General features: G+C 70.6%; 22 protein-coding genes. 8 read left to right on the top strand and 14 right to left on the bottom strand.

All coding sequences use genetic code 11. The features are described from left to right. Positions 1–98 precede the first annotated feature (98 nt). The gene (locus ABT114_RS16895) at positions 99–704 is read right to left on the bottom strand and encodes a helix-turn-helix domain-containing protein (RefSeq protein WP_351143183.1); all 606 of its coding nucleotides are present in this window, start codon (positions 702–704) and stop codon (positions 99–101) included. 68 nt (positions 705–772) lie between these two features. Between ABT114_RS16895 and ABT114_RS16890 the strand changes: the two genes are divergently transcribed. From ABT114_RS16890 to ABT114_RS16880, 3 genes are all read left to right on the top strand, one after another. After that, positions 773–1,465 carry an AzlC family ABC transporter permease gene (locus ABT114_RS16890; RefSeq protein WP_351143181.1) on the top strand — a complete coding sequence of 231 codons (693 nt, stop codon included), beginning with the start codon at positions 773–775 and terminating at the stop codon, positions 1,463–1,465. Continuing rightward, the gene (locus tag ABT114_RS16885) at positions 1,462–1,782 is read left to right on the top strand and encodes an AzlD domain-containing protein (RefSeq protein ID WP_351143179.1); all 321 of its coding nucleotides are present in this window, start codon (positions 1,462–1,464) and stop codon (positions 1,780–1,782) included. The genes ABT114_RS16890 and ABT114_RS16885 overlap by 4 nt, the downstream gene beginning before the upstream one ends. A gap of 63 nt (positions 1,783–1,845) precedes the next feature. Beyond that, positions 1,846–2,088 carry a class I SAM-dependent methyltransferase gene (locus ABT114_RS16880; RefSeq protein ID WP_351143177.1) on the top strand — a complete coding sequence of 81 codons (243 nt, stop codon included), beginning with the start codon at positions 1,846–1,848 and terminating at the stop codon, positions 2,086–2,088. On the opposite strand, the gene kstD is transcribed toward ABT114_RS16880, so the two are convergent. Next, on the bottom strand, positions 2,085–3,863 hold the full coding sequence (kstD, locus tag ABT114_RS16875) for a 3-oxosteroid 1-dehydrogenase (protein WP_351143732.1): 1,779 nt from the start codon (positions 3,861–3,863) through the stop codon (positions 2,085–2,087). The two genes, ABT114_RS16880 and kstD, sit on opposite strands and share 4 nt — an antisense overlap. Positions 3,864–4,019: 156 nt before the next feature. Further along, a complete protein-coding gene (locus ABT114_RS16870; RefSeq protein ID WP_351143175.1) occupies positions 4,020–4,583 on the bottom strand; it encodes a DUF6817 domain-containing protein in 564 nt (187 codons plus the stop codon). Positions 4,584–4,758: 175 nt separating this feature from the next. On the opposite strand from ABT114_RS16870, the gene ABT114_RS16865 reads away from it, so the two are divergent. Continuing rightward, complete coding sequence (locus ABT114_RS16865; protein WP_351143173.1) at positions 4,759–5,670, top strand: LysR family transcriptional regulator; 912 nt, start codon at positions 4,759–4,761, stop codon at positions 5,668–5,670. A gap of 233 nt (positions 5,671–5,903) precedes the next feature. Here the strand turns inward: ABT114_RS16865 and ABT114_RS16860 are convergent, their stop codons facing one another. Beyond that, a complete protein-coding gene (locus tag ABT114_RS16860; protein ID WP_351143171.1) occupies positions 5,904–7,826 on the bottom strand; it encodes an AMP-dependent synthetase/ligase in 1,923 nt (640 codons plus the stop codon). Between the two features lie 307 nt (positions 7,827–8,133). On the opposite strand from ABT114_RS16860, the gene ABT114_RS16855 reads away from it, so the two are divergent. Continuing rightward, positions 8,134–9,003, top strand: a complete 870-nt coding sequence (locus ABT114_RS16855; RefSeq protein WP_351143169.1) for a MaoC family dehydratase — start codon at positions 8,134–8,136, stop codon at positions 9,001–9,003. 105 nt (positions 9,004–9,108) lie between these two features. Here ABT114_RS16855 and ABT114_RS16850 read toward each other — a convergent pair whose 3' ends face one another. The 9 genes from ABT114_RS16850 to ABT114_RS16810 form a co-directional block, all read right to left on the bottom strand. Further along, positions 9,109–9,792, bottom strand: a complete 684-nt coding sequence (locus tag ABT114_RS16850; RefSeq protein WP_351143167.1) for a TetR/AcrR family transcriptional regulator — start codon at positions 9,790–9,792, stop codon at positions 9,109–9,111. Between the two features lie 46 nt (positions 9,793–9,838). Beyond that, positions 9,839–10,150 carry a DUF4229 domain-containing protein gene (locus tag ABT114_RS16845; RefSeq protein ID WP_351143165.1) on the bottom strand — a complete coding sequence of 104 codons (312 nt, stop codon included), beginning with the start codon at positions 10,148–10,150 and terminating at the stop codon, positions 9,839–9,841. Between the two features lie 100 nt (positions 10,151–10,250). Next, positions 10,251–10,775, bottom strand: a complete 525-nt coding sequence (locus ABT114_RS16840) for a GNAT family N-acetyltransferase (RefSeq protein WP_351143163.1) — start codon at positions 10,773–10,775, stop codon at positions 10,251–10,253. A 72-nt stretch (positions 10,776–10,847) separates the two neighbouring features. Further along, a complete protein-coding gene (gene mqnE / locus ABT114_RS16835) occupies positions 10,848–12,011 on the bottom strand; it encodes an aminofutalosine synthase MqnE (RefSeq protein WP_351143161.1) in 1,164 nt (387 codons plus the stop codon). A gap of 50 nt (positions 12,012–12,061) precedes the next feature. Next, positions 12,062–12,517, bottom strand: coding sequence for an Lrp/AsnC family transcriptional regulator (locus ABT114_RS16830; RefSeq protein WP_351143159.1), 456 nt, complete (start codon positions 12,515–12,517; stop codon positions 12,062–12,064). 126 nt (positions 12,518–12,643) lie between these two features. Next, positions 12,644–13,318, bottom strand: coding sequence for a UbiX family flavin prenyltransferase (locus ABT114_RS16825; protein WP_351143157.1), 675 nt, complete (start codon positions 13,316–13,318; stop codon positions 12,644–12,646). Positions 13,319–13,349: 31 nt separating this feature from the next. Further along, the gene (locus ABT114_RS16820; protein WP_351143155.1) at positions 13,350–13,922 is read right to left on the bottom strand and encodes a Uma2 family endonuclease; all 573 of its coding nucleotides are present in this window, start codon (positions 13,920–13,922) and stop codon (positions 13,350–13,352) included. A gap of 46 nt (positions 13,923–13,968) precedes the next feature. Continuing rightward, the gene (gene mqnP / locus ABT114_RS16815; RefSeq protein ID WP_351143153.1) at positions 13,969–14,871 is read right to left on the bottom strand and encodes a menaquinone biosynthesis prenyltransferase MqnP; all 903 of its coding nucleotides are present in this window, start codon (positions 14,869–14,871) and stop codon (positions 13,969–13,971) included. Between the two features lie 79 nt (positions 14,872–14,950). Next, positions 14,951–16,408: a menaquinone biosynthesis decarboxylase gene (locus tag ABT114_RS16810; RefSeq protein ID WP_351143151.1), complete on the bottom strand. Its 1,458-nt coding sequence runs from the start codon at positions 16,406–16,408 to the stop codon at positions 14,951–14,953. A gap of 88 nt (positions 16,409–16,496) precedes the next feature. On the opposite strand from ABT114_RS16810, the gene ABT114_RS16805 reads away from it, so the two are divergent. Both ABT114_RS16805 and ABT114_RS16800 read left to right on the top strand, forming a co-directional pair. Then, positions 16,497–16,811, top strand: a complete 315-nt coding sequence (locus ABT114_RS16805; RefSeq protein WP_351143149.1) for a PLD nuclease N-terminal domain-containing protein — start codon at positions 16,497–16,499, stop codon at positions 16,809–16,811. Beyond that, positions 16,811–17,719 (top strand): LysR family transcriptional regulator, encoded by a 909-nt coding sequence (locus ABT114_RS16800; protein ID WP_351143147.1) that lies wholly within the window; start codon positions 16,811–16,813, stop codon positions 17,717–17,719. The genes ABT114_RS16805 and ABT114_RS16800 overlap by 1 nt, the downstream gene beginning before the upstream one ends. Here the strand turns inward: ABT114_RS16800 and ABT114_RS16795 are convergent. Further along, positions 17,607–18,593 (bottom strand): DMT family transporter, encoded by a 987-nt coding sequence (locus ABT114_RS16795; RefSeq protein WP_351143145.1) that lies wholly within the window; start codon positions 18,591–18,593, stop codon positions 17,607–17,609. The two genes, ABT114_RS16800 and ABT114_RS16795, sit on opposite strands and share 113 nt — an antisense overlap. Before the next feature lie 178 nt (positions 18,594–18,771). Between ABT114_RS16795 and ABT114_RS16790 the strand changes: the two genes are divergently transcribed. Next, positions 18,772–20,166 carry a purine-cytosine permease family protein gene (locus tag ABT114_RS16790; protein WP_351143143.1) on the top strand — a complete coding sequence of 465 codons (1,395 nt, stop codon included), beginning with the start codon at positions 18,772–18,774 and terminating at the stop codon, positions 20,164–20,166. Positions 20,167–20,208 lie beyond the last annotated feature (42 nt).

The raw sequence follows: 20,208 nt of genomic DNA, 5'->3' as shown, positions 1-20,208 counted from the left end.
TTAGGCTCATCGAGCCCAAAGCTTTGATTCGGACTGGATAGCAGTACCCAAGGAGCCCCGCGCCATCCGGCGACGGGGCTCCTGCCTTTGCCCCGCGCCTATACGTGCTGCATGACGAGCGTGAAGGTCGTCCCCGGTTCCAGTGCCTCGTACGCGTGCGGCACGTCCCCGCGGTAGGCCATGTAGTCACCGGGCCCCAGCTCGACCTCCTCCCCCCGTGGCCCCGCCTTCACCCTCCCGGCACTGACGACGATGTGCTCCACCGTGCCCGGGATGTGCGGATCCGAGTCCCGTACGGTGCCGGGTTCCAGCCAGACGCAGTAGATGTCACGCCGAGCCCCCGGCGGGCTCGCCGAGAGCAGCGTCGCCGTGTAGCTGGACTGCTCGGAATGGACGGTGGGCCCCTCGCCCGCGCGGATCACCTGCACCGCCGGGGCGGGCGGCTCCACCAGCGCACTGAACGGCACCCCCAGCGCCACCGCCAGCGCCCAGATCGTCTCCATGCTCGGATTCCCGCCGGCCGCCTCCAGCTGCGACAGGGTGGACTTCGCGATCCCGGCCCGCTTGGCCAGCTCGGACAGGCTCAGCCCGGTGCGGGTGCGTTCGCGCCGCAGGGAGGCGGCGATCCAGTCCAGCGGGAGCCGCGGCGGGGGCGAGGCCGGGGTCGGAGTGGGAGCCGGGGCCGGGGTGGGGGCATCGGACATGGCGTTCGCTCCAGAAGTACGATCGTTCGCCTTGACGAACATGGACCTTGTTGTCCAATATAAAAAACATGCGTTCGGTGCAGCGAACAACAGCTTATGTCCATGACCCCGAACTGCTCCGGGACGTCGCGCTCGTCTGTCTTGCCGGGGGTGTCGTCGGGGTCTCCTTCGGCGCGATCGCCGTGGCCGGCGGGCTGCCGGTGTGGGTGCCGGTGGTGATGTCGCTGGTCGTGTACGCGGGCTCGGCGCAGTTCAGCGCGGTCGGTGTGCTGCTGGCCGGGGGCGGTCCCCTCGCCGCGGCTGCCACCGGCCTGCTGCTCAACACCCGCACGGTGGCTTTCAGCCTCACCGTCGCGGACGTCATCGGCCGGGGCCGGCTCGCCCGCCTCGTCGGGGCGCACCTCGTGACCGACGAGACCGTTGCCTTCGCGCTCGCCCAGGCGGACCCGGCACGGCGACGGGCGGCGTTCTGGATCTCCGGGCTCGGCCTGTTCGCCGTATGGAACGCGGGCGTGCTGGTAGGGGCGCTCGCCGGGAGCGCACTGGGCGACACCGACCGGTACGGCCTGGACGCGGCCTTCCCCGCCGTACTGGCCGCCCTGGTCCTGCCCACCCTGCGCGAGAAGGCGGGCGTACGACGCTCGGCGGCACTCGGCGCGGCCGTGGCACTGGCAGTGACCCCGGCCGTCCCGGCGGGTGTGCCTGTGCTGCTGGCACTGACGGGGCTCTTCCTCTACGGCCGTAAGGAGGCCTCCGTATGAGCGCCGGCGTCGCCGTGATCCTCGCGCTGGCCGTGGGGACGTACGCCTTCCGGCTGGTCGGGCCGGTGCTGCACGGGCGGGTCGTGCTTTCGGCGCGGGTGCAGGAGCTGCTGTCGGCGGGCGCCGTCGTGCTGCTCGTCGCGCTGCTGGCGACGGGGGCACTGACCGAGGGCGGAGGGTTCGCGGGGTGGGCGCGGCCGGCCGGGGTACTGGTCGGCGGCGTACTGGCGTGGCGGCGGGCGCCCTTCGTGGTGGTGGTGCTGGGCGCGGCCGCGGCCACCGCCCTGCTGCGGGCGATGGTCCCGGGATCGGCTTGATGGTCTTGTCCTCGCTGTGGGGTTCAGTGGCTCTGTCAGTGGGTCCCGCTACGGTCACCGGCCATGACGACCGACACCGACTTCCTCACCGGCATCCGGACCTTCTACGACACCATCGCCGACGACTACGCCGACCGCTTCAGCGGCGAGCTCGCTGCCAAGCCGCTGGAGCGGGCGATCCTCGGCGCGTACGCCGAACTCGTCGGCGGGAGCGGGGGCGAGGGCCGTCGGCCGGTGGCTGACCTGGGGTGCGGGCCCGGGCGGGTGACGGCGTACCTGGCCGAGCTCGGGCTCCCCCTTTCCTAGAGCACCCCCGCGAGGTCCAGCGCCGCGATGTATCCGAACGTCATCGCCGGGCCGATCGTCGAGCCGGCGCCGGCGTAACTGTGCCCCATCACGGCGGCGCTGGCGTTCCCGGCGGCGTACAGACCGGGGACGACCGAGCCGTCGGCGCGCAGCACCCGTGCCCGGGCGTCCGTGCGCAGGCCGCCCTTCGTGCCGAGGTCGCCGGGGACGATCCGGAAGGCGTAGTAAGGGGGCAGCCAGAGCGGGGCGAGGCAGGAGTTGGGGAGGACGGACGGGTCTGTGTAGTAGTGGTCGTACGCGCTGTCGCCGCGCCGGAAGTCGGTGTCCTTGCCGCTGCGGGCAAGGGAGTTGAAGCGGTCGACGGTGGCACGCAGGGCGGCGGCCGGGAGGCCGATCGACGAGGCGAGCGCGTCCAGGGTCCAGGCCTTGTGGGCGGCCCCCGAGCTGTACCAGTCGTCGGGGAAGGTCAGGGTCGGGGCGACGTCCTTGAAGAGGTAGCGGTTGCGGTAGTTCTGGTCGGTGATGAGCCAGGCCGGGATGTCCGGGTCGGTGGGGTTGCGGTCGTACATGGTGTGGACGACGTCGCTGTAGGGGCCGGCCTCGTTGACGAAGCGGGCGCCGGCGGCGTTGACGAGGATGCCGCCGGGAAGGGTGCGTTCGGCGAGGCAGAAGTAGGGCTGGCCGGGCAGCGGGATGGCGGGCCCCCACCAGGCGTCGTCCATCAGGTCGAGGGCGCCGCCCGCCCGCTCCCCCGCCCGGATCCCGTCCCCCGTGTTCTCCTTCGCGCCCACGGTCCAGTCCGTCCCGATGGGCTGCCGCTGGTACTGCGCGCGCATGGCGGCGTTGTGCTCGAACCCGCCGGAGCCGACGACAACCCCGCGCCGGGCGCGGACGAGCCCGGTGGCGGCGCCGTCCGGGGTGACGACGGCTCCGGTGACGGACCCGTTTTCGAGGAGGAGATCGGTCAGCGGGGTGTTGAGCCACACCGGAACCTGGGCCGCCGCCAGCCCCGCCCGCAGCCCCGCGGCCAGCGACTGCCCCATGGTGAGCGGCTTCTGTCCCAGCAGGGCCGCCTTGGTCCCCCGGGCCAGGCACTCGGTGGCGACGGCGAGACCCTTGGCGCTCACCGCGGACAGGGCGAGCCACTTGTAGTCGGCGCTGAAGACCACCATGCCGGCCGGGACCTGCATGTACGGCGGGTTGAGGTGGGCGAGTTCGGCGCCGAGGACGGTGCCGTCGAGCTGGTCGGGCTCGATGGAGCGGCCGTTGGGGAGGCCGCCGGGCAGCTCGGGGTAGTAGTCGCTGTACCCCTCCATCCAGCGGAAGCGCAGGGGGCTGTTGGCCATGACGAAGGAGATCATGGCGGGCCCGTGGGCGAGGAAGGCCTGCTGCCGGGCGGCGGGCACGTCCGCGCCGACGACGGCGGCGAGGTAGGCGGCGGCCTTGGCGGGGGTGTCGGGGACGCCGGCGGCCAGGATGACGGGATTGTTCGGTATCCAGATCCCGGCACCCGAACGGGCCGCCGACCCCCCGAAGGTCGGCGCCTTCTCCACGACCACGCAGCTCAGCCCCCGCTTGGCGGCCGTGAGCGCGGCGGTCATGCCCGCGGCCCCGGAGCCGATGACGACGACGTCGTAGGTGCCGAGGAGGGGGAGGTCGGCGGCGGTGGCGCCGTGCGCCCCGGCGGCGAGGGCGACCCCGGTGCCCGCGACGGCGCCGAGCACCTGTCTACGGGAGGGCGTGCGCCCGGGCGGGCTCTTGGAGGTGGCGGACATGGCATACGTAGCGGACATGGGTGACCCTTCCGGTCCGACGAGGACAAGGGGACCGGAATGTCGCGCGGGGGTCTTGTGAAGTCAAGGGCCGTACACCGGCCGGGACTCGGCGTCTGACGGCCCTTGTCCTGGACTGCCTGCGGCCGCCGGGGAGGGTCACTCCTGACGTGCGGCGCCCGGCCGGTTCCTCAGGACCGCGAGGCAGTCGTCCCAGGCAGGGTCGCTCAGCCACGGGCGGAAGCGGGCGAAGAGGGCGAGGAGACCGGGGCCGTGCCGGTCGCGGAACGCGGGATCGCGGCGGGCGAGGTCGAGTTCGTTGGCGGCGGAGAGTTCCGCGAAGTCCCGGCGCAACTGCGGGGGCGGGGTGCGGGCGTCGCCGGTGAAGCGGTCGTGGAGGGCGGAGGCGGGGGCCGCGAAGTGCGGGTACGTGGCCTTGCGGTCGCAGCTCGCGTAGGCGTAGACGATCGCTTCGGCTTCCGTGCCGATGATCTCGACGAGCTCGGCGCGGCGGGCGAGGGGCAGCAGGGCCGCCGGGAACCCGTCGGTGCCGTAAAAGGCGTGGCAGAGGCCGGCGAGCTGGAGGGCGGGGCGGGCGCCCCAGGCGGCCAGTCGGGCGCGTACGCGGTCGAGGTGGGCGAGGAGGGTGCCGCCGGGGTGCGGAATGGCTTCGGCGCCCAACTCCCTCAGGAGTGCGGTGGCTTGTGCTGTGGAGGTCTGCAAGGTCGGCGTCCTTCCGACGTTTCGGGGCGCGGCGGGTCGGCACCCGCTCCGTCCCTCCACCGGTGGAGGGGCGGAGCGGGTTGCCGCCCTGGGCCCTGCGGAAATCGTCGTGCACGCGCCTGAGCACAGTCAATCCTTGGCTTTTGTTGCTACCCCCAAGTGTTAGCTTGGTGTTGTGACCCTCGACGACCTGCGTGTGTTCGTCGCTGTGTGCAGGGCCGGGAGCCTCAGCTCGGTGGCCCGGGATCTCGGATGTACGCAGTCGGCGGTGAGCCAGCACGTCAAGCGGCTGGAGCGGGAGACCGGCGTCGCCCTGCTGGAACGGCAGCCGCGCGGCGTCGTGCCGACCCAGGCGGGCCGCGTTCTGGAAGCGGCGGCGGCCGAGGGCATCTCCGGCCTGGACCTGGCGATACGGCAGCTGCGGGATCTCGTCGACGGCGAGAGCGGCTACGTACGCGTGGCGACCGGGGCGACGACCGTACGGCACTTCATGTCGGAGGCGGTCGTCGCGTTCCGGCAGCGGCATCCGAAGGTCAACCTGGAGTTCCGTACGGTCAGTTCCGGTCGCGGCAGCTTCGACACGCTCGCCGACGGCACGCTGGATCTGGCATGGATCACCCTCGGTCCGCCGGTGCGGGGGATCGAGCAGCGGGCCGTGGTCGAGCTGCCGTGGGTGCTGGCGGTACGGGCGGACGATCCGCTCGCCGGGCGGGCCGCTGTGAATGTCGGGGAACTGAGCGGCGTTCGCCTGATCCGGCTGCCCCCGAACTCCGCCTCCGCCGCCCATCTGGACACGACGTGTGCCGAGTTGGGCGTCCGCTTCGCCTACGACACGAGCGTCGCCGACTGGGATACGGCACTGCTGCTGGCGGAGTTGGGCGTGGGCCGGGCGGTCGTCCCGGCGGTCCCCGGGCTGCCGGTACCCGGGGACGGCGACCTCCGCCTGATCCCCCTTCCCGGCCTGCGCCCCCTGCCGGTCGGCTGGGCCGTACGGCGATGGGAGGCACTCAGTCCGCCTGCGCGGGCGTTCGCGGACACGGTGGCGGAAAGTTGCCGGCGGGGCGTGGGCGTGACTGCGGCTCCTTGAGAGAGAGTTCTGCCCACACCAGGATGAGTTGCTGGATGCGGGTGGGCTTTTACGGGCGGCTGTTCCTGAGGTTCGGGAAGCGATGTCGGCGCCGCCATCCATGCCGTACGCCACCTGCCCGACTGGGGTGCCGACGCGCTGATCGCCACGGTCGCAGCAAAGGCGTACGACGGAAGAGGCGTGCCCTTCCTCGATCTCACCCGCCAGCAGACACGCCCCGTACCCGTACCCCCCTACTGCGGATACAGCCCCTCCACCTCCCGCGAGAAGTCCCGCAGGATCGCCTCCCGCCGCAGCTTCATCGACGGAGTCAAGTGGCCCGCCTCCTCCGTGAAATCGACCGGGAGGATCGCGAAGCGGCGGATGGACTCGGGGCGGGAGACGAGTTTGTTCGCCTCGTCCACCGCGCGTTGGAGGACGGCGGCCAACTCCTCGTCTCCGACGAGGAGTTCCGGTGGGACGGGGTGCTTGCCGTGCATCTGGCGCCAGTGGGTGATGCCGTCCTGGTCGAGGGTGAACAGTGCGGTGATGTAGGGGCGGCCGTCGCCGAGGAGCATGCACTGGGAGATCAGGGGGTGGGAACGAAGCCAGTTCTCCATGGGGGCGGGGGCCACGCTCTTGCCGCCCGCGGTGATCAGCATCTCCTTCTTGCGGCCGGTGATGGTGAGGTAGCCGTCGTCGTCCAGTTCGCCGATGTCGCCGGTGGCGAGCCAGCCGTCCGGGGCCGCGGGGACGACGCCGCCGGCCGCCGGGTCCCAGTAGCCGCGCAGTACGTGGTCGCCGGCGAGCAGGATCTCGCCGTCCGCCGCGATGCGCACGCGGGTGCCGGGCAGGGGCCAGCCCACCGTGCCCAGGCGGGGCCGCAGGGGCGGGGTGACCGTCGACGCGCCTGTCGTTTCGGTGAGGCCGTAGCCCTCGAAGATCTCGATGCCGGCGCCGGCGTAGAACGCGGCCATACGGCGGCCGAGCGGGGAGCCGCCGCAGATGGCGTAGCGGACGCGGCCACCCATGGCGTTGCGGATGCGGCGGTAGACCAGGGGGTCGTAGAGGGCACGGCCCGCTTTCAGGGCGGTGGAGGGGCCCGAGCCGGTGCCCGTCTGCTTGGCCTCCAGTGCCTCGCCGTAGCGGCGGGCCACGGACGCCGCGCGGTCGAACGACGCCAGCCGGCCGCCCGCCTCCGCCTTCGCTCGCGCGGTGTTGAAGACCTTCTCCAGCATGTACGGGATGGCCAGCAGGCACGTCGGCCGGAAGGCGGCCAGGTCCGACAGCAGGTCCTCCGACTTCAGGCTCGGCGCGTGCCCGAGGCGGACCCGGGCGCGGATGCAGGCGATCGCCACCATGCGGCCGAAGACGTGGGACATGGGGAGGAAGAGGAGGACGGAGACCTCCTCGTTCATGCCCGCCTTGAAGATCGGGTAGAGGAGCTCGATCGCGTTGTCGACCTCGGCGAAGAAGTTCCCGTGCGAGAGTACGCAGCCCTTCGGGCGGCCCGTCGTGCCCGAGGTGTAGATGAGGGTGGCCAGGGTGCCCGGGCCCAGCATCCCCCGCCGCACCGCGACTTCCTGGTCCGGCAGGTGTGCGCCCGCCTCCGCCAGGCGGTCCACGTGGCCTTTCTCGATCACCCACACGTGCTGGAGGTCGGGCAGGTGCTCCATCTCGGGGCCGAGGGCCGCCGCCTGGGCGACCGTCTCGGCGACCAGGGCGACCGCGCCGGAGTCGTGGAGGATCCAGCGGGTCTGGAAGACGGAGGAGGTGGGGTAGACGGGGACGGTGACCAGGCCCGCCGACCACGCGGCGAAGTCGAGCAGGGTCCACTCGTAGCGCGTCCGGGCCATGACGGCGATCCGGTCGCCCGGCATCAGGCCCTCGGCGATCAGCCCCTTCGCCACCGCCTGCACCTCGGCGGCGAACTGAGCCGCCGTCACGTCCACCCACCGCCCGTCGTCCGGCAGCTTGCGGCTGAGGGCCACGGCGTCCGGCGCGGCGGCCGCGCTGTCGAAGGGCAGGTCGGCGAGGGAGCCGTGGGTCACCGGGCGGGCGAACGGCGGTACGTACGCCTCGCGTACGGCACCGTCCAGCCGCCGCGTCTCGGGCTCCACGAGCACGGGCCCTCCGTCGTCGGAGTACGCGACGGAGGTCGGGAAAGGAGTGGACACGGGCGGCTCCTCGGGCGTGCAGCGGCGACACTGCTTGCTGCATACGTACGTGCCTCGCGCACCGAGGCGTTCACCGGCGGGCACCCGCAGAAAAGGGGGTTACCGGGAGTTAGGTAGGGGATCGTACGGGGCTGCTGTGGCGGGCATGTGCGGGTTCGGGGATGGTCCGGAGCCAGGGGTGTGCAACATCGGGGATTACGTGAGGAAGGTTCACGTCCGTAGGCCTCACCTCCGACTTTGGGCTTACCTCCGGTAACCTTACTCCGGAGTAAGCGATATGACCGAGCCTGACGACGGAGGCAGGAGCATGACGACCTCCGAGGCCTGCGCGCCCACCGCCCTCACCGGCTCCCCCGCCCTCATGCCCCTCCTCGCTCGCGGAGCCCTCCTCTCCCCCTTCAAGCGCCCCCGCCCCGACGCCGCCTTCCCCCGCACCCGCCTGGTCCTGCCCGGCCTGCGCGTCGACCTCGTGCGGCTGGCCGCGTACGAGCGGGCGTGCGGCTTCGCCACCGGTGACGACGCGCTGCCGATCACGTATCCGCACGTCCTCGGCTTCCCGCCGGCGATGCGCCTGATGAGCGGCCGGGACTTCCCCCTTCCGCTGCTCGGTCTGGTCCATACGTCGATCGAGATCACGCGGTACACCGCCCTGCCGGCCACGGGCGCGTACGAACTCACCGTGTACGTCGACGGGCTGGCCCCGCACCGGCGCGGCACGGAGGCCGCCGTGGTGACCGAGGCGCGGGTCGGCGGGGACGTCGTATGGGAGTCGCGGAGCACGTATCTGGCGCGGCATCGCACGGACGGGCGTACGGCCGCCGAGCCGCCGGTCCGGGCGCGGCGGCCCCTGCCCGCCGTCGCCGAGTGGCGTCTCGCCGCCGATGTCGGGCGGCGCTACGGTGCCGCCTCCGGCGACCGCAACCCCATCCATCTGCACCCGCTCACCGCCCGCCTGTTCGGCTTCCCGCGCGCCATCGCGCACGGCATGTGGACGGTGGCCCGCTGCCTCGCCGCGCACGGCACCCCGCAAGCGGCCCGGGTGCGGGCGGAGTTCCGGGCGCCGGTACTGCTGCCGGGGACGGTGGAGTACGCGGCGGAGGGCGGACGGTTCGAACTGAGGGGGGCGCAGGGGCGGATCCATGTGAGTGGGGGCGTGGACCCACTGACGTCCGATTAGTCAGTCGGACTGCCCGGGTGACCTGAACGCTTCCCTTCACAGCTTCCTGCGCTTTGATCGCCCCCACCGGCCCGCGGGTTCGTCACCGCGCTTCCAGCGGAGCGCTCAGTCGGACTCCGGGGGCGACCAGGGGTGGCCCTCCATGAGGTTGCCCAGGCCCGCCCAGGCGAAGTTCATCAGGGTGGCCGCCGCCTGCCGGGCCGAGACGCCCTCGGTGGTGTTGGCCCAGGCCGCGAGGGACTCGGCGGCGCCGACCAGGGCCTCGGCGAGCCCGGCGACCTCGCGCTCGGGCAGGTCGGGGTCGATGGGGGTCCCCGCGCACGAGCGAAGCCGAGGGTGGGGGAGCGCCTCGCGCGCCGCGACCACGATCAGCTGGGTCACGAACGCGACGATCTCCTCGCGCATCGCGGTGACCTCGGCGGCGAACCGTTCTCCGTGCGTACGGGCCTGGAGGTGCAGCACGGACCAGGCGTCGGGGTGCTGTGCGGTGTGGGTGAAGAACGCCCGCAGCCCGTCCCAGAGTTGGCGGTCGGCGCCGAGCCCGGGCCGTACGCCGGACCGCACGGCCTCGGTGAGCGCGGCGGCCTCGCGGCGGATGCAGGCGGTGAAGAGGTCTTCCTTGGAGTTCAGGTACAGATAGACCAACGGCTTGGAGACACCGGCGACTTCGGCGATCTCGTCCATCGACGCGGCCATGTAGCCCCGTTGGCCGAAGATCCGCACAGCGGCGTCCAGCATCTGCTGTTCACGGACCGCGCGCGGCATCCGCTTGGTCTTCACGGCACCCATGGGGCAAGACTAGTTGGGCGCGACCGCACCCAGGTGAGCCGTACGGCTAGGAAGTCTGGCCCTGTGCCTGGCCCTGCGTCCGGGCCACGTCGTCCTCGCCGTCCTCCTGCGACCGGCTGGCCTCGATGTTGGCCTTCATCCGGTCCACCCTCTGCACGACCTTCACGGAGGCGCGGTCCCGCTCCTTGCGCAGCACCACGAAGCTGATCGGCGCCGAGAGCACCAGGGCGAGGAGGGCGATCCACATGCCGTTGGAGTCGCCGAGGCCGCGCGGGACGACACCGGAGTAGACGAGACCCCAGACGACCACGAGGCAGCCCACGAAGATCCCGAGGCGCATCAGCGTGTAGCGGAGCATCTCAATCCACTCTTCCGTTTCGAACGGTTCCGAACGTTCCCAAAGGGCACCGTCCAGTGAAGCACGCCCGGCACCCGATCTTGCACGCGGGTGCGGGGACTCATGTCAAGGGGAGCAGCATGATGATGTCGTCCCGGTGGTCCCCCGGCGCCACCCGGATCGCGCCGGGCACCCGCCCGACCTCCTTGTAGCCGCAGGAACCGTAGAACCGCTCCAGGCCGTTCCCGCCCCGGCAGGTGAGCCGGATCGCGTCGATGCCGTCGAAGGCGCGGGCCTCGTCCGCGGCGGCCGCCAGCAGATCGCGACCGTACCCCTTGCCCTGGCGCCGCGGATGCACCATCACCGTGTACAGCCACACCCAGTGGGTCATCAGCCGGTGTGCGTTGAAGGCGAAGAACGCGGTCGCGGCCACCTTCCCCCGCTCGTCGCGCCCGACGAGCAGCCGGGTGCGGCCCTCGGCCATCCCCACGAAGTGCTTGACGAGCTCCGGGCGTATCTCCTCCCGCGCCACCGGCGGCACGAAGCCCACGGAGCCGCCCGCGTTGGAGACGTCGGTCCACAGGTCGAGGATGCCGTCGCGCAGGGCGGGGTCGACGGCGGGATCGAGGGTGAAGGTAAGGGGCATGGGCCGAGTGTACCTATTACGTACAGGATAAAATCCGGCCGGTCCGCATGCCCCGAACGCACCCGCTGTCCCTCACACCCGCATCGGCTGCGGGGACTCCCGGCGCGCCGGGTCCGGGCCGTCGTACTCGCGGATGATCTCGTAGCGCGTGTTGCGCTCCACCGGACGGAAGCCCGCGTCGCGGATCAGGTCGAGCAGGTCGTCGCGGGTGAGCTTGTTCGGCGTGCCGTAGTTGTCGGCGTCGTGCGTGATCTTGTACTCGACGACCGAGCCGTCCATGTCGTCGGCACCGTGCTGAAGGGCGAGCTGGGCGGTCTGCACGCCGTGCATCACCCAGAAGACCTTGACGTGCGGGACGTTGTCGAAGAGCAGCCGGGAGACGGCGAAGGTCTTCAGCGCCTCGGCGCCGGTCGCCATCTGCGTGCGCGCCTGGAGGCGGTTGCGGACCTTGCCGTCCTTCATGTCCACGAAGTCGTGCTGGTAGCGCAGCGGGATGAAGACCTGGAAACCGCCGGTCTCGTCCTGGAGTTCACGCAGGCGCAGCACGTGGTCGACGCGGTGGCGGGGCTCCTCGATGTGGCCGTACAGCATCGTGCACGGGGTCTTCAGACCCTTCTCGTGCGCGAGCCGGTGGATGCGCGACCAGTCCTCCCAGTGGGTGCGGTGGTCGACGATGTGCTGCCGGACCTCCCAGTCGAAGATCTCGGCGCCACCGCCGGTCAGCGACTCCAGACCGGCGTCGATGAGCTCGTCGAGGATCTCGGAGGCGGTCAGCCCGGAGATGGTCTCGAAGTGGTGGATCTCGGTCGCCGTGAAGGCCTTGAGCGACACGTCCGGCAGGGCGGCCTTCAACTCGCGCAGGGAGCGCGGGTAGTAGCGCCACGGCAGGTTCGGGTGCAGGCCGTTGACGATGTGCAGCTCGGTGAGGTTCTCGCCCTCCATCGCCTTGGCGAGGCGGACGGCCTCCTCGATGCGCATCGTGTACGCGTCCTTCTCGCCCGGCTTGCGCTGGAAGGAGCAGTAGGCGCAGGACGCGGTGCACACGTTCGTCATGTTGAGGTGACGGTTGACGTTGAAGTGCACGACGTCGCCGTTCTTGCGGGTCCGCACCTCGTGCGCGAGGCCGCCGAGCCACGCCAGGTCGTCCGACTCGTACAGCGCGATGCCGTCCTCGCGGGTGAGCCGCTCACCGGCCCGGACCTTGTCCTCCAGCTCGCGCTTGAGCCCGACATCCATGCTTCTACCTCTCCCTGTGGACGAACCCTGCCAACCGTACGCCTGGACCTCTAGACCTCTTCCGGCAGCTCGCCCACCCGGTTCTCCCACTTCGTGGAAAGCACGATGGTGGTACGGGTCCTGGAGACGCCCTTCGTGCCGCTGAGCCGCCGGATGATCTTCTCCAGGCCGTCCACGTCACTCGCCCGCACCTTGAGCATGAACGAGTCGTCGCCCGCGATGAACCAGCAGTCCTCGATCTCGGTGAGGTCCTTCAGCCGGCGTGCCACATCCTCGTGGTCGGCCGCGTCGGAGAGCGAGATGCCGATCAGGGCGATGACGCCGAGGCCGAGGCTGGCGGCGTCCACGGTGGCGCGGTAACCGGTGATGACACCGGCCGCCTCCAGCCGGTTGATGCGGTCGGTGACGCTGGGTCCCGACAGACCGACGAGGCGCCCCAGCTCCGCGTAGGAGGCCCGGCCGTTCTCCCTCAGGGCCTGGATGAGCTGCCTGTCCACCGCGTCCATGCGATCGAAGCCTTCCGCTGAAGAGGTCTGAAGAGGGTCTGAAGAGGTCTGAATCTGAAGAGGTCTGAACAGTTCCTGAAGTACCCGAAGTGAAGAGTGCTGCTGGTACCGCCTGATGCGGGCCGCTCAGACGGGCCGGGAGCCGCCGCCGAGTTCGCCCTTCCAGCGACGGTAGAGCCCGTGTCCGACCCCCGCCGCGTCAAGGACCCGTCCGGCGACGAAGTCCACGAGATCCTGGATGTGGGTCGCCCCCGCGTAGAAGGCGGGCGAGGCGGGCACCACGCCGGCTCCGGCGTCGTCCAGCGTCACGAGATGCCTGAGTGTCTGGCCGTTCAACGGGGTCTCGCGCACGGCGACGACGAGAGGCCGCCGCTCCTTGAGCGTCACGCTCGCCGCCCGCTGCAACAGGTCCTTCGACAGCCCGAGGGCGACCCCGGCGACACAGGCCGTGGACGCGGGCACGATCAGCATGCCCTTCGCCGGATACGACCCCGAGGACGGTCCCGCGGCCAGGTCCCCCGCACCCCAGTACCGCACCCCGTCGACGTCCACGTCGAACGACCCCGGCTTCCCGTCGGCCCCCCGCGACAGCCACTCCCGCAGATCGTCCCGCCAGTGCGCGTCCCGGAAGGAGATCCCCGTCTCGTCGAGCAGGGTGAGCCGGGAGGCCCGGCTGACGACCAGGTCGACACTCTCGCCCGCCTCCAGGAGCGCACGCAGCACGGCGGCGGCGTAGGGCGTACCGGATGCTCCCGACACCCCCACGATCCAAGGTGTGCGCTGCGTTTCTCCTGCGTTCACACCTTGAGCCTACCGGCGGGCCGGACGGCACTCAGGACCGGCCGCCCGCCTTGGGGTCGACGGGGAGGGAGCCTGTGGGGATCACCAACTTGCCGACCGGGGTTTCGATGGTCAGCTCCGGGCCGTAGGGAATCGTGTCCCGGCCTCGATAGCCGTCGGGACCGGGGTTCCACATCGTGACGCAGTGTCCCTGGAGCGGATCGAGGATCACGTAATTGGCGATGCCCCGGGCGGCGTACCGGCGCGGCTTCACCTCGTAGTCGCGACGGACACTTTCCGGGGACACGACTTCGGCAACGAACTCGATCAGGTCGCACGGGTAAGCACTGTGATTCTCCGCCTCGGCTTCGGCTGGGATGACCGCGATGTCCGGGCAGAACTCGTTGGCGTCGTCGAAGGGGAACGCCACATCGCTCACCAAGGCCCATCCCGACGGCAGCTGCTCCTCGACGATCGCCCACACCCGCTGGATCGTCCTCCCGTGGAACGGCCTGACCGGGTTCATCACGATGCTGCCCTCGACAATCTCCGTCACATAGCCGGGGAACATGTCCTCCAGCTTGCTGAGCTGCGAGTGCAGGCGGTCGATGCCCGAGACGGTCACGCTGGCCTCCCTGGGGTCCTGCCCTCGATGGTAGGCCGCACCGTACTCAGAGGGTCAGACCCCGGACCAGGAGATCCAGTAGTGCGCACACGAACAGGGCAATGCCGATGAAGCCGTTGACCGAGAAGAACGCCCTGTTCAGGCGGGACAGGTCGTGCGGCCGCACGATGGTGTGCTCGTAGAGGAACGCGCCCGCGACGATCACCAGGCCGAGCCAGAAGAACGCGCCCGCGTCCGTGGAGATCGCGTACCAGACGAACAGCGCCGTCGTGATCGTGTGGCAGACCCGCGCTCCCCAGATCGCCGCCGGGATGCCGAACCGCGCCGGGACCGACATGACGCCGATCTTCCGGTCGGTCTCGACGTCCTGGCAGGCGTAGATCAGGTCGAAGCCGCCGATCCAGATGCCGACGGCGAGGCCGAGGATCACCGCGTCCCAGGACCAGGAACCGGAGATCGCCAGCCAGCCGCCGATCGGTCCCATCGCCTGGGCGAGGCCGAGGATGGCCTGCGGGAAGTTCGTGAACCGCTTGCCGTAGGGGTAGACCACCATCGGGATCACCGCGATGGGGGCGAGGGCGAGGCAGAGGGGGTTGAGCAGGGCCGCCGCGCCGAGGAAGACGACCAGGGCGATCAGGGCGCCCGTCCAGGCGTGCTTCACCGACATCGCGCCGGTGACCAGCTCGCGCTGTGCCGTCCGCGGGTTACGGGCGTCGATCTCGCGGTCGATGATCCGGTTGACGGCCATCGCGAAGGTGCGCAGGCCGACCATCGCCAGGGTGACGAGGAACAGCCGGCCCCAGTGGATGTTCTCGTCCCACTCGAACATCGCGGTCAACGCGGCGGTGTACGCGAACGGCAGGGCGAAGACGGAGTGCTCGATCATCACCAGGCGCAGGAACGCCTTGGTGCGCCCCGGCTGCGGGATCGCGGCGGAAGCTGAACTCACAGTCCGTACTCCGGATCATCCCCGCGGAGGCGGGGAAACCCCGTCTCCGCCCTGCCGACCATCACCCTGTCACTAGCCTTCACAGCCCGTATTCCTTCCACCGCTTCGTCACCCGTTCGTGGGTCTCCGGGTCGGACAGCACCATCTCTGGCCATCCGCCGTCCCGTGTGTAGCCCTCCTCGGGCCATTTCCTCGTCGCGTCGATGCCCGCCTTGCCGCCCCAGAACTGCTGGTAGGAGGCGTGGTCGAGATGGTCGACGGGACCTTCGACGACCGTGAGGTCACGGGCGTAGTCCGTGTTGCCGAGGGCCCGCCAGGCGACCTCGTGCAGATCGTGCACGTCGCAGTCGGAGTCGACGACCACGATCAGCTTGGTCAGGGACATCATGTGCGCGCCCCAGACCGCGTGCATCACCTTCTGGGCGTGCTTGGGGTACTTCTTGTCGATCGAGACGATCGCACAGTTGTGGAAACCGCCGGCTTCGGGAAGGTGATAGTCCACGATGTCCGGGACGATGATCTTCAGCAGCGGCAGGAAGAAGCGTTCCGTCGCACGGCCCAGCGGTCCGTCCTCCGTCGGGGGACGCCCTACGACGATCGACTGGAGCAGCGGCCGCTTCCGCATCGTCACGCAGTCGATCTTCAGGGCCGGGAAGGGCTCCTGCGGGGTGTAGAAACCGGTGTGGTCGCCGAAGGGGCCCTCGGGAAGCATCTCGCCGGGCTCCAGCCACCCTTCCAGGACGACTTCCGCCTGCGCCGGGACCTGGAGCGGGACCGTCTTGCAGTCGACCATCTCGATCCGCTTGCCCGCGATGAACCCGGCGAAGAGGTACTCGTCGATGTCACCGGGGAGAGGGGCCGTGGAGGCGTACGTGACGGCCGGCGGGCAGCCGAAGGCGATCGCGACCGGCAGCCGCTCCCCCCGCCTCGCCGCCACCTGGTAGTGGTTGCGGCTGTCCTTGTGGATCTGCCAGTGCATGCCGATGGTGCGCTTGTCGTGGCGCTGGAGGCGGTACAGCCCCAGGTTGCGGACCCCGTTCTCCGGATCCTTGGTGTGGGTGAGCCCCAGGTTGAAGAAGGAGCCGCCGTCCTGCGGCCAGGTGAAGAGCGCGGGGAGCCGGTCGAGGTCGACGTCGTCGCCGTGCAGGACGACCTCCTGCACCGGCGCGCTGTCGGACTTCACCTTCTTCGGCGGTACGTGCGTCATCGCGCCGAGCTTCCCGAACGCCTCGCGCACCCCGACGAACCCGTGCGGCAGCTCGGGCCGCAGCAGGCCGCCGATCTTGTCGGAGATCTCGCCGTACGACTTCAGGCCGAGCGCCTTGAGCAGCCGGCGGTCGGTGCCGAAGACGTTCATCGCGAGGGGCATGGCGGAGCCCTTCACGTTCTCGAAGAGCAGCGCCGGGCCGCCCGCCTTCTGCACCCGGTCGACGATCTCCCCGACCTCCAGATATGGGTCGACCTCGGCCTTGATGCGCTTGAGGTCTCCCTCGCGCTCCAGGGCCCTGAGCAGAGAGCGAAGATCGTCGTAAGCCATGCGGTCCAGTATCCGGTACGGGCTACTCTGAGCCCGTCACCGGGGCCGCCCCGCGCCCCGTCGCCGTCTCCTGGGGGATCGCACCACCATGCTCAGGTATCTGCCCCTCCTGCTGGTCCTGGCGCTGTGGATCTACGCCTTCATCGACTGCCTGAACACGCCCGAGGAGCAGGTACGCGGGCTGCCGAAGGTGATCTGGGTGATCGTCATCCTGCTCTTCGGCGAGGTACTGGTCGGCCCGGTCGCCTGGCTGATCGCCGGCAAGGTGCGCCCCGCCCCCGGAACCGGCCCCACGCGGTTCGTCGCGCCCGACGACAACCCCGAGTTCCTGAAGTCCCTGAACCCGGAGGGCAAGGGGAACGAGGACAAGGGGAACAAGGAGAAGAAGGACGACGCCGGCTGATGGAGCTGCGGCTGCTGGTCACCTTCGAGAAGGTCGCGACCGTCCTCAGCTTCACCCAGGCGGCGGCCGAGCTCCAGTACGCCCAGTCCAGCGTGACCAGCCAGATCCGCGCCCTGGAGTCCTCGCTCGGCACGGAGCTCTTCGACCGGCTCGGGAGCAGGATCCGGTTGACGGAGGCGGGCGAGCGGCTGCTGCCGTACGCGCGGCAGATCATCGAGCTGACCGAGGAGGCCCGGGCGGCGGTCGCCGGCGAGGAGGAGCCGGCCGGCGCGCTCGCCGTCGGCACGATGGAGTCGCTGACGAACTACCGGCTGCCGCCGCTCCTGGAGTTCTTCCACCACCGCTACCCGAAGGTCCGCCTCTCCCTGCGCACGACCATCGGCGACGAGACCCGGCAGGCGCTGCGGCAGGGGACGTACGACCTCGGCTTCCTGATGGAGGAGACGACCGAGCACCCGGGTCTGGAGACCCAGGTGCTGACGGTCGAGCCGCTGGTGCTGGTCGCGGCGGCCGGCCATCCCCTCGCCGAAGCCGCCGCCACCGCCGGGGCGAAGGTGACCACCGCCGACCTCGTACGGCAGTCCCTGCTCGCCTCCGAACCGGGCTGCGCCTACCGCGACCTGTTCGAGCGTGAGCTCGCGCCCCTCGCCCCGGTGGCGTTCATGGAGTTCGGCACGATCGAGGCCACCAAACGCGCGGCGGCGGCCGGCCTCGGGATCTCGCTGCTGCCCGAGGTGACGGTCGCCGCCGAACTCGCGGAGGGGTCTCTCGTACGACTGCCGTGGGAGGCGCCGTTCACGCTTCGGACGCAACTGGCGTGGCGGGCCGGGAAGCGGCTTCCGGCGCATGCCCGGCTGTTTGTGGAGCGGGCGCGGCAGTTGCTGTCCGAGCAGTCCGCGCAAGGGTGACCCGCAGGCTCGCGAACACGATCAGCGGCACGCCGAGCGCCTGGACCAGGCCGATGTGGTGGCCGTAGACCGCCCAGTCCATGCCCATCGCGACCGCCGGGTAGACGAAGGCGAGGACGGCGATCTTCGAGGTGGGCAGCTGGGCGTAGGCGGCGTACATCAGGACGTACATCACGCCGGTGTGGATGAGACCGAGCCCGACCAGCCAGCCCCAGTCCGCGCCCGTCCCGCTCATGGCGCCGAAGTCCGCGAAGGGCAGCAGCAGCGGGATGCCGACGACGACCTGGACGAGGGCGATGAGGTGCGGCCGAACGCCGGTGATCCGCTTGGTGACCAGGGTGGACAGGCCGTAGAGCAGCGCGGCGAGCAGGGCCTGGCCGACGCCGAGAAGGTACGTGCCGCCGCTGGTGAAGTCGCCGGGTGTGACGCCCGAGACGAGGACCAGCCCGGCGAAGGCGACGGCCACCCAGCCGACCTTGGCGGCACTCAGGCGCTCGCGGAAGAACAGGGCGCCGAGGAGTACGACGTAGAACGGCTGGGTGTGGTAGACGACCGTGGCGACGGATATGGACGTGTTCTCGTACGACTCGAACAGGAAGACCCAGTTGAAGACGATGAACACGCCGCCGAGTACGGCGAGGCCGAGGGTGCGCGGGGTGAAGCCGTGGCCGCGCAGCCAGCCGCGGGCGACGACGTAGGTGCCGAGGGCGAGGGCGCCGAACAGGACGCGGAAGAAGACGACGTTGAAGGGCGAGGCGCCCGACTCGACGACGAAGACACCGAGGGTGCCGGAGAGCACCATCGCCGCCGTCAGCTGGGCGGTGCCCTTCTTCTCCGAGCTCTTGGTCTGCGAGCCCTTGTTCTGTGAGGTCATGTCCAGGAAGCTACGAGCGGGCGGGGTGGCCGGTCCACGGGCCAGTGGGGCGTCCTGCCGATGGGGGTATCGGCCGCGCCGATTCCCCGGGTGCCTACAGGTTGTACGCCGGTGAGGCTCTCGAAGCGGACAATGCGCCTCTGGGCCCGGGCAGGCGGAAACCGGACACTTACCTCGCATGACGACAGCTCCCGCCAGCTCAGCCACCACGTCCGCCCCCGGGTACGGCGACAAGGTCATCGCCGTCGAGACGGCGGGCTCGGAACCGATCCCCGACGCCGAACGGCACGGCAGCCCGCTCCAGTTGCTGTGGACGTGGGCCTCCCCGAACATCGAGTTCGCGACCGTCTACATCGGCGTGATCTCGGTGCTCTTCTTCGGCCTGAACTTCTGGCAGGCGACGGCCGCGATCGTCCTCGGGACCGCGATCGGCGGGCTCACCCAGGGGGTGCTGTCCCTGGACGGGCCGCGGTTCGGCGTCCCGCAGATGGTGATCGGCCGGTTCTCCTTCGGCCACAAGGGCAATCTGCTGCCGTCCGGCGTCAACGCGCTGGTGGCGGGCGTGGGCTGGTTCGCGGTCAACAGCGTGAGCGCGGCCTTCGCGCTGAACACCCTGACGGGTCTGCGGCCGCTCCCCTCCCTGCTGCTCGTGGTGGTGGCGGAGATCCTGATCGGCTTCATCGGCCACAACTTCGTGCACGTCTTCGAGAAGTACGCGTTCCCCGCACTCGCGGTGGTCTTCCTGCTGGCCGGCGTGTGGACCTTCAAGGACGCGGACCTCGGCGGGGGCGGCACGGGCGGCGGCATCGGCGGCTTCCTGCTGGCGTTCAGCACGGCCTGGGGGTACGCGGCGGGCTGGAACCCGTACGCCTCGGACTACTCGCGCTACCTGCCGCGCACGGCGAACCGCTTCAGGACGGTCCTCTACCCGGCGGTCGGCCTGTTCGTCTCGGTCGCGGTGGTCGCGGTCATCGGGGCGGCCTCGGCGACGATCGCGGCCCCGCAGGACGCCACCCCGACGGCCGCCTTCACCGGTCACCTGCCGGGCTGGCTGGGCGACCTGGTACTGCTCGCCATCATCCTCGGCGCGGTCTCCGCGAACGCCCTGAACGTCTACTCCTCGGCCATCTCGGTCACCTCGCTCGGCCTGAAGCTGCCGGACCGGCTGGGCCGCAGCGTGCTGGTCGTGCTGTCCGGGATCGTGGGTACGGCGGCGGCGTGGGCGTCCCTGTCGGACGCGGGGTCGGCGTACGAGGCGTTCCTGCTGGTGATCGCGTACTGGGTGGGGCCGTGGCTGGGCGTGGTGCTGGTGGAGCGGTGGCTCCGGGGGCGCACGGCGGCGGACGAGGAGCCGGCGCGCCGACTGGGCGACCGTTCGTACACCAACTGGCCGGGAATCGCCGCCCTGTTGATCGGCGTGGCGGTGTCCGTCCCGCTCTTCTCCAACCAGGAGAAGTACGTCGGCTGGGTGCCGGAGCACTGGCCCGCCTTCGGCGACATCACCTGCCTGGTCGGCTTCGCGGTGAGCGCGGGGCTGTACGCGGCGCTGCGGAAGCGCCAGGACCTGTCCTAGCCGTGTTGTCCCGGCACGCGCAACGGCACCCGGCCTGGCAGG

This window comes from Streptomyces sp. NPDC002088, from assembly GCF_040296605.1.
Taxonomy (GTDB): domain Bacteria; phylum Actinomycetota; class Actinomycetes; order Streptomycetales; family Streptomycetaceae; genus Streptomyces.
This window is presented reverse-complemented; position numbering and strand designations above follow the sequence as displayed.

Excerpts from the sequence above, each read along its gene's own strand:
- ABT114_RS16895 (WP_351143183.1), bottom strand. The coding sequence starts at position 704 with ATGTCCGATGCCCCCACCCCGGCCCCGGCTCCCACTCCGACCCCGGCC.
- ABT114_RS16890 (WP_351143181.1), top strand. The coding sequence starts at position 773 with ATGCGTTCGGTGCAGCGAACAACAGCTTATGTCCATGACCCCGAACTG.
- ABT114_RS16885 (WP_351143179.1), top strand. The coding sequence starts at position 1,462 with ATGAGCGCCGGCGTCGCCGTGATCCTCGCGCTGGCCGTGGGGACGTAC.
- ABT114_RS16880 (WP_351143177.1), top strand. The coding sequence starts at position 1,846 with ATGACGACCGACACCGACTTCCTCACCGGCATCCGGACCTTCTACGAC.
- kstD (WP_351143732.1), bottom strand. The coding sequence starts at position 3,863 with ATGTCCGCCACCTCCAAGAGCCCGCCCGGGCGCACGCCCTCCCGTAGA.
- ABT114_RS16855 (WP_351143169.1), top strand. The coding sequence starts at position 8,134 with ATGACGACCTCCGAGGCCTGCGCGCCCACCGCCCTCACCGGCTCCCCC.
- ABT114_RS16850 (WP_351143167.1), bottom strand. The coding sequence starts at position 9,792 with ATGGGTGCCGTGAAGACCAAGCGGATGCCGCGCGCGGTCCGTGAACAG.
- ABT114_RS16845 (WP_351143165.1), bottom strand. The coding sequence starts at position 10,150 with ATGCTCCGCTACACGCTGATGCGCCTCGGGATCTTCGTGGGCTGCCTC.
- ABT114_RS16840 (WP_351143163.1), bottom strand. The coding sequence starts at position 10,775 with ATGCCCCTTACCTTCACCCTCGATCCCGCCGTCGACCCCGCCCTGCGC.
- mqnE (WP_351143161.1), bottom strand. The coding sequence starts at position 12,011 with ATGGATGTCGGGCTCAAGCGCGAGCTGGAGGACAAGGTCCGGGCCGGT.
- ABT114_RS16830 (WP_351143159.1), bottom strand. The coding sequence starts at position 12,517 with ATGGACGCGGTGGACAGGCAGCTCATCCAGGCCCTGAGGGAGAACGGC.
- ABT114_RS16810 (WP_351143151.1), bottom strand. The coding sequence starts at position 16,408 with ATGGCTTACGACGATCTTCGCTCTCTGCTCAGGGCCCTGGAGCGCGAG.
- ABT114_RS16805 (WP_351143149.1), top strand. The coding sequence starts at position 16,497 with ATGCTCAGGTATCTGCCCCTCCTGCTGGTCCTGGCGCTGTGGATCTAC.
- ABT114_RS16800 (WP_351143147.1), top strand. The coding sequence starts at position 16,811 with ATGGAGCTGCGGCTGCTGGTCACCTTCGAGAAGGTCGCGACCGTCCTC.
- ABT114_RS16795 (WP_351143145.1), bottom strand. The coding sequence starts at position 18,593 with ATGACCTCACAGAACAAGGGCTCGCAGACCAAGAGCTCGGAGAAGAAG.
- ABT114_RS16790 (WP_351143143.1), top strand. The coding sequence starts at position 18,772 with ATGACGACAGCTCCCGCCAGCTCAGCCACCACGTCCGCCCCCGGGTAC.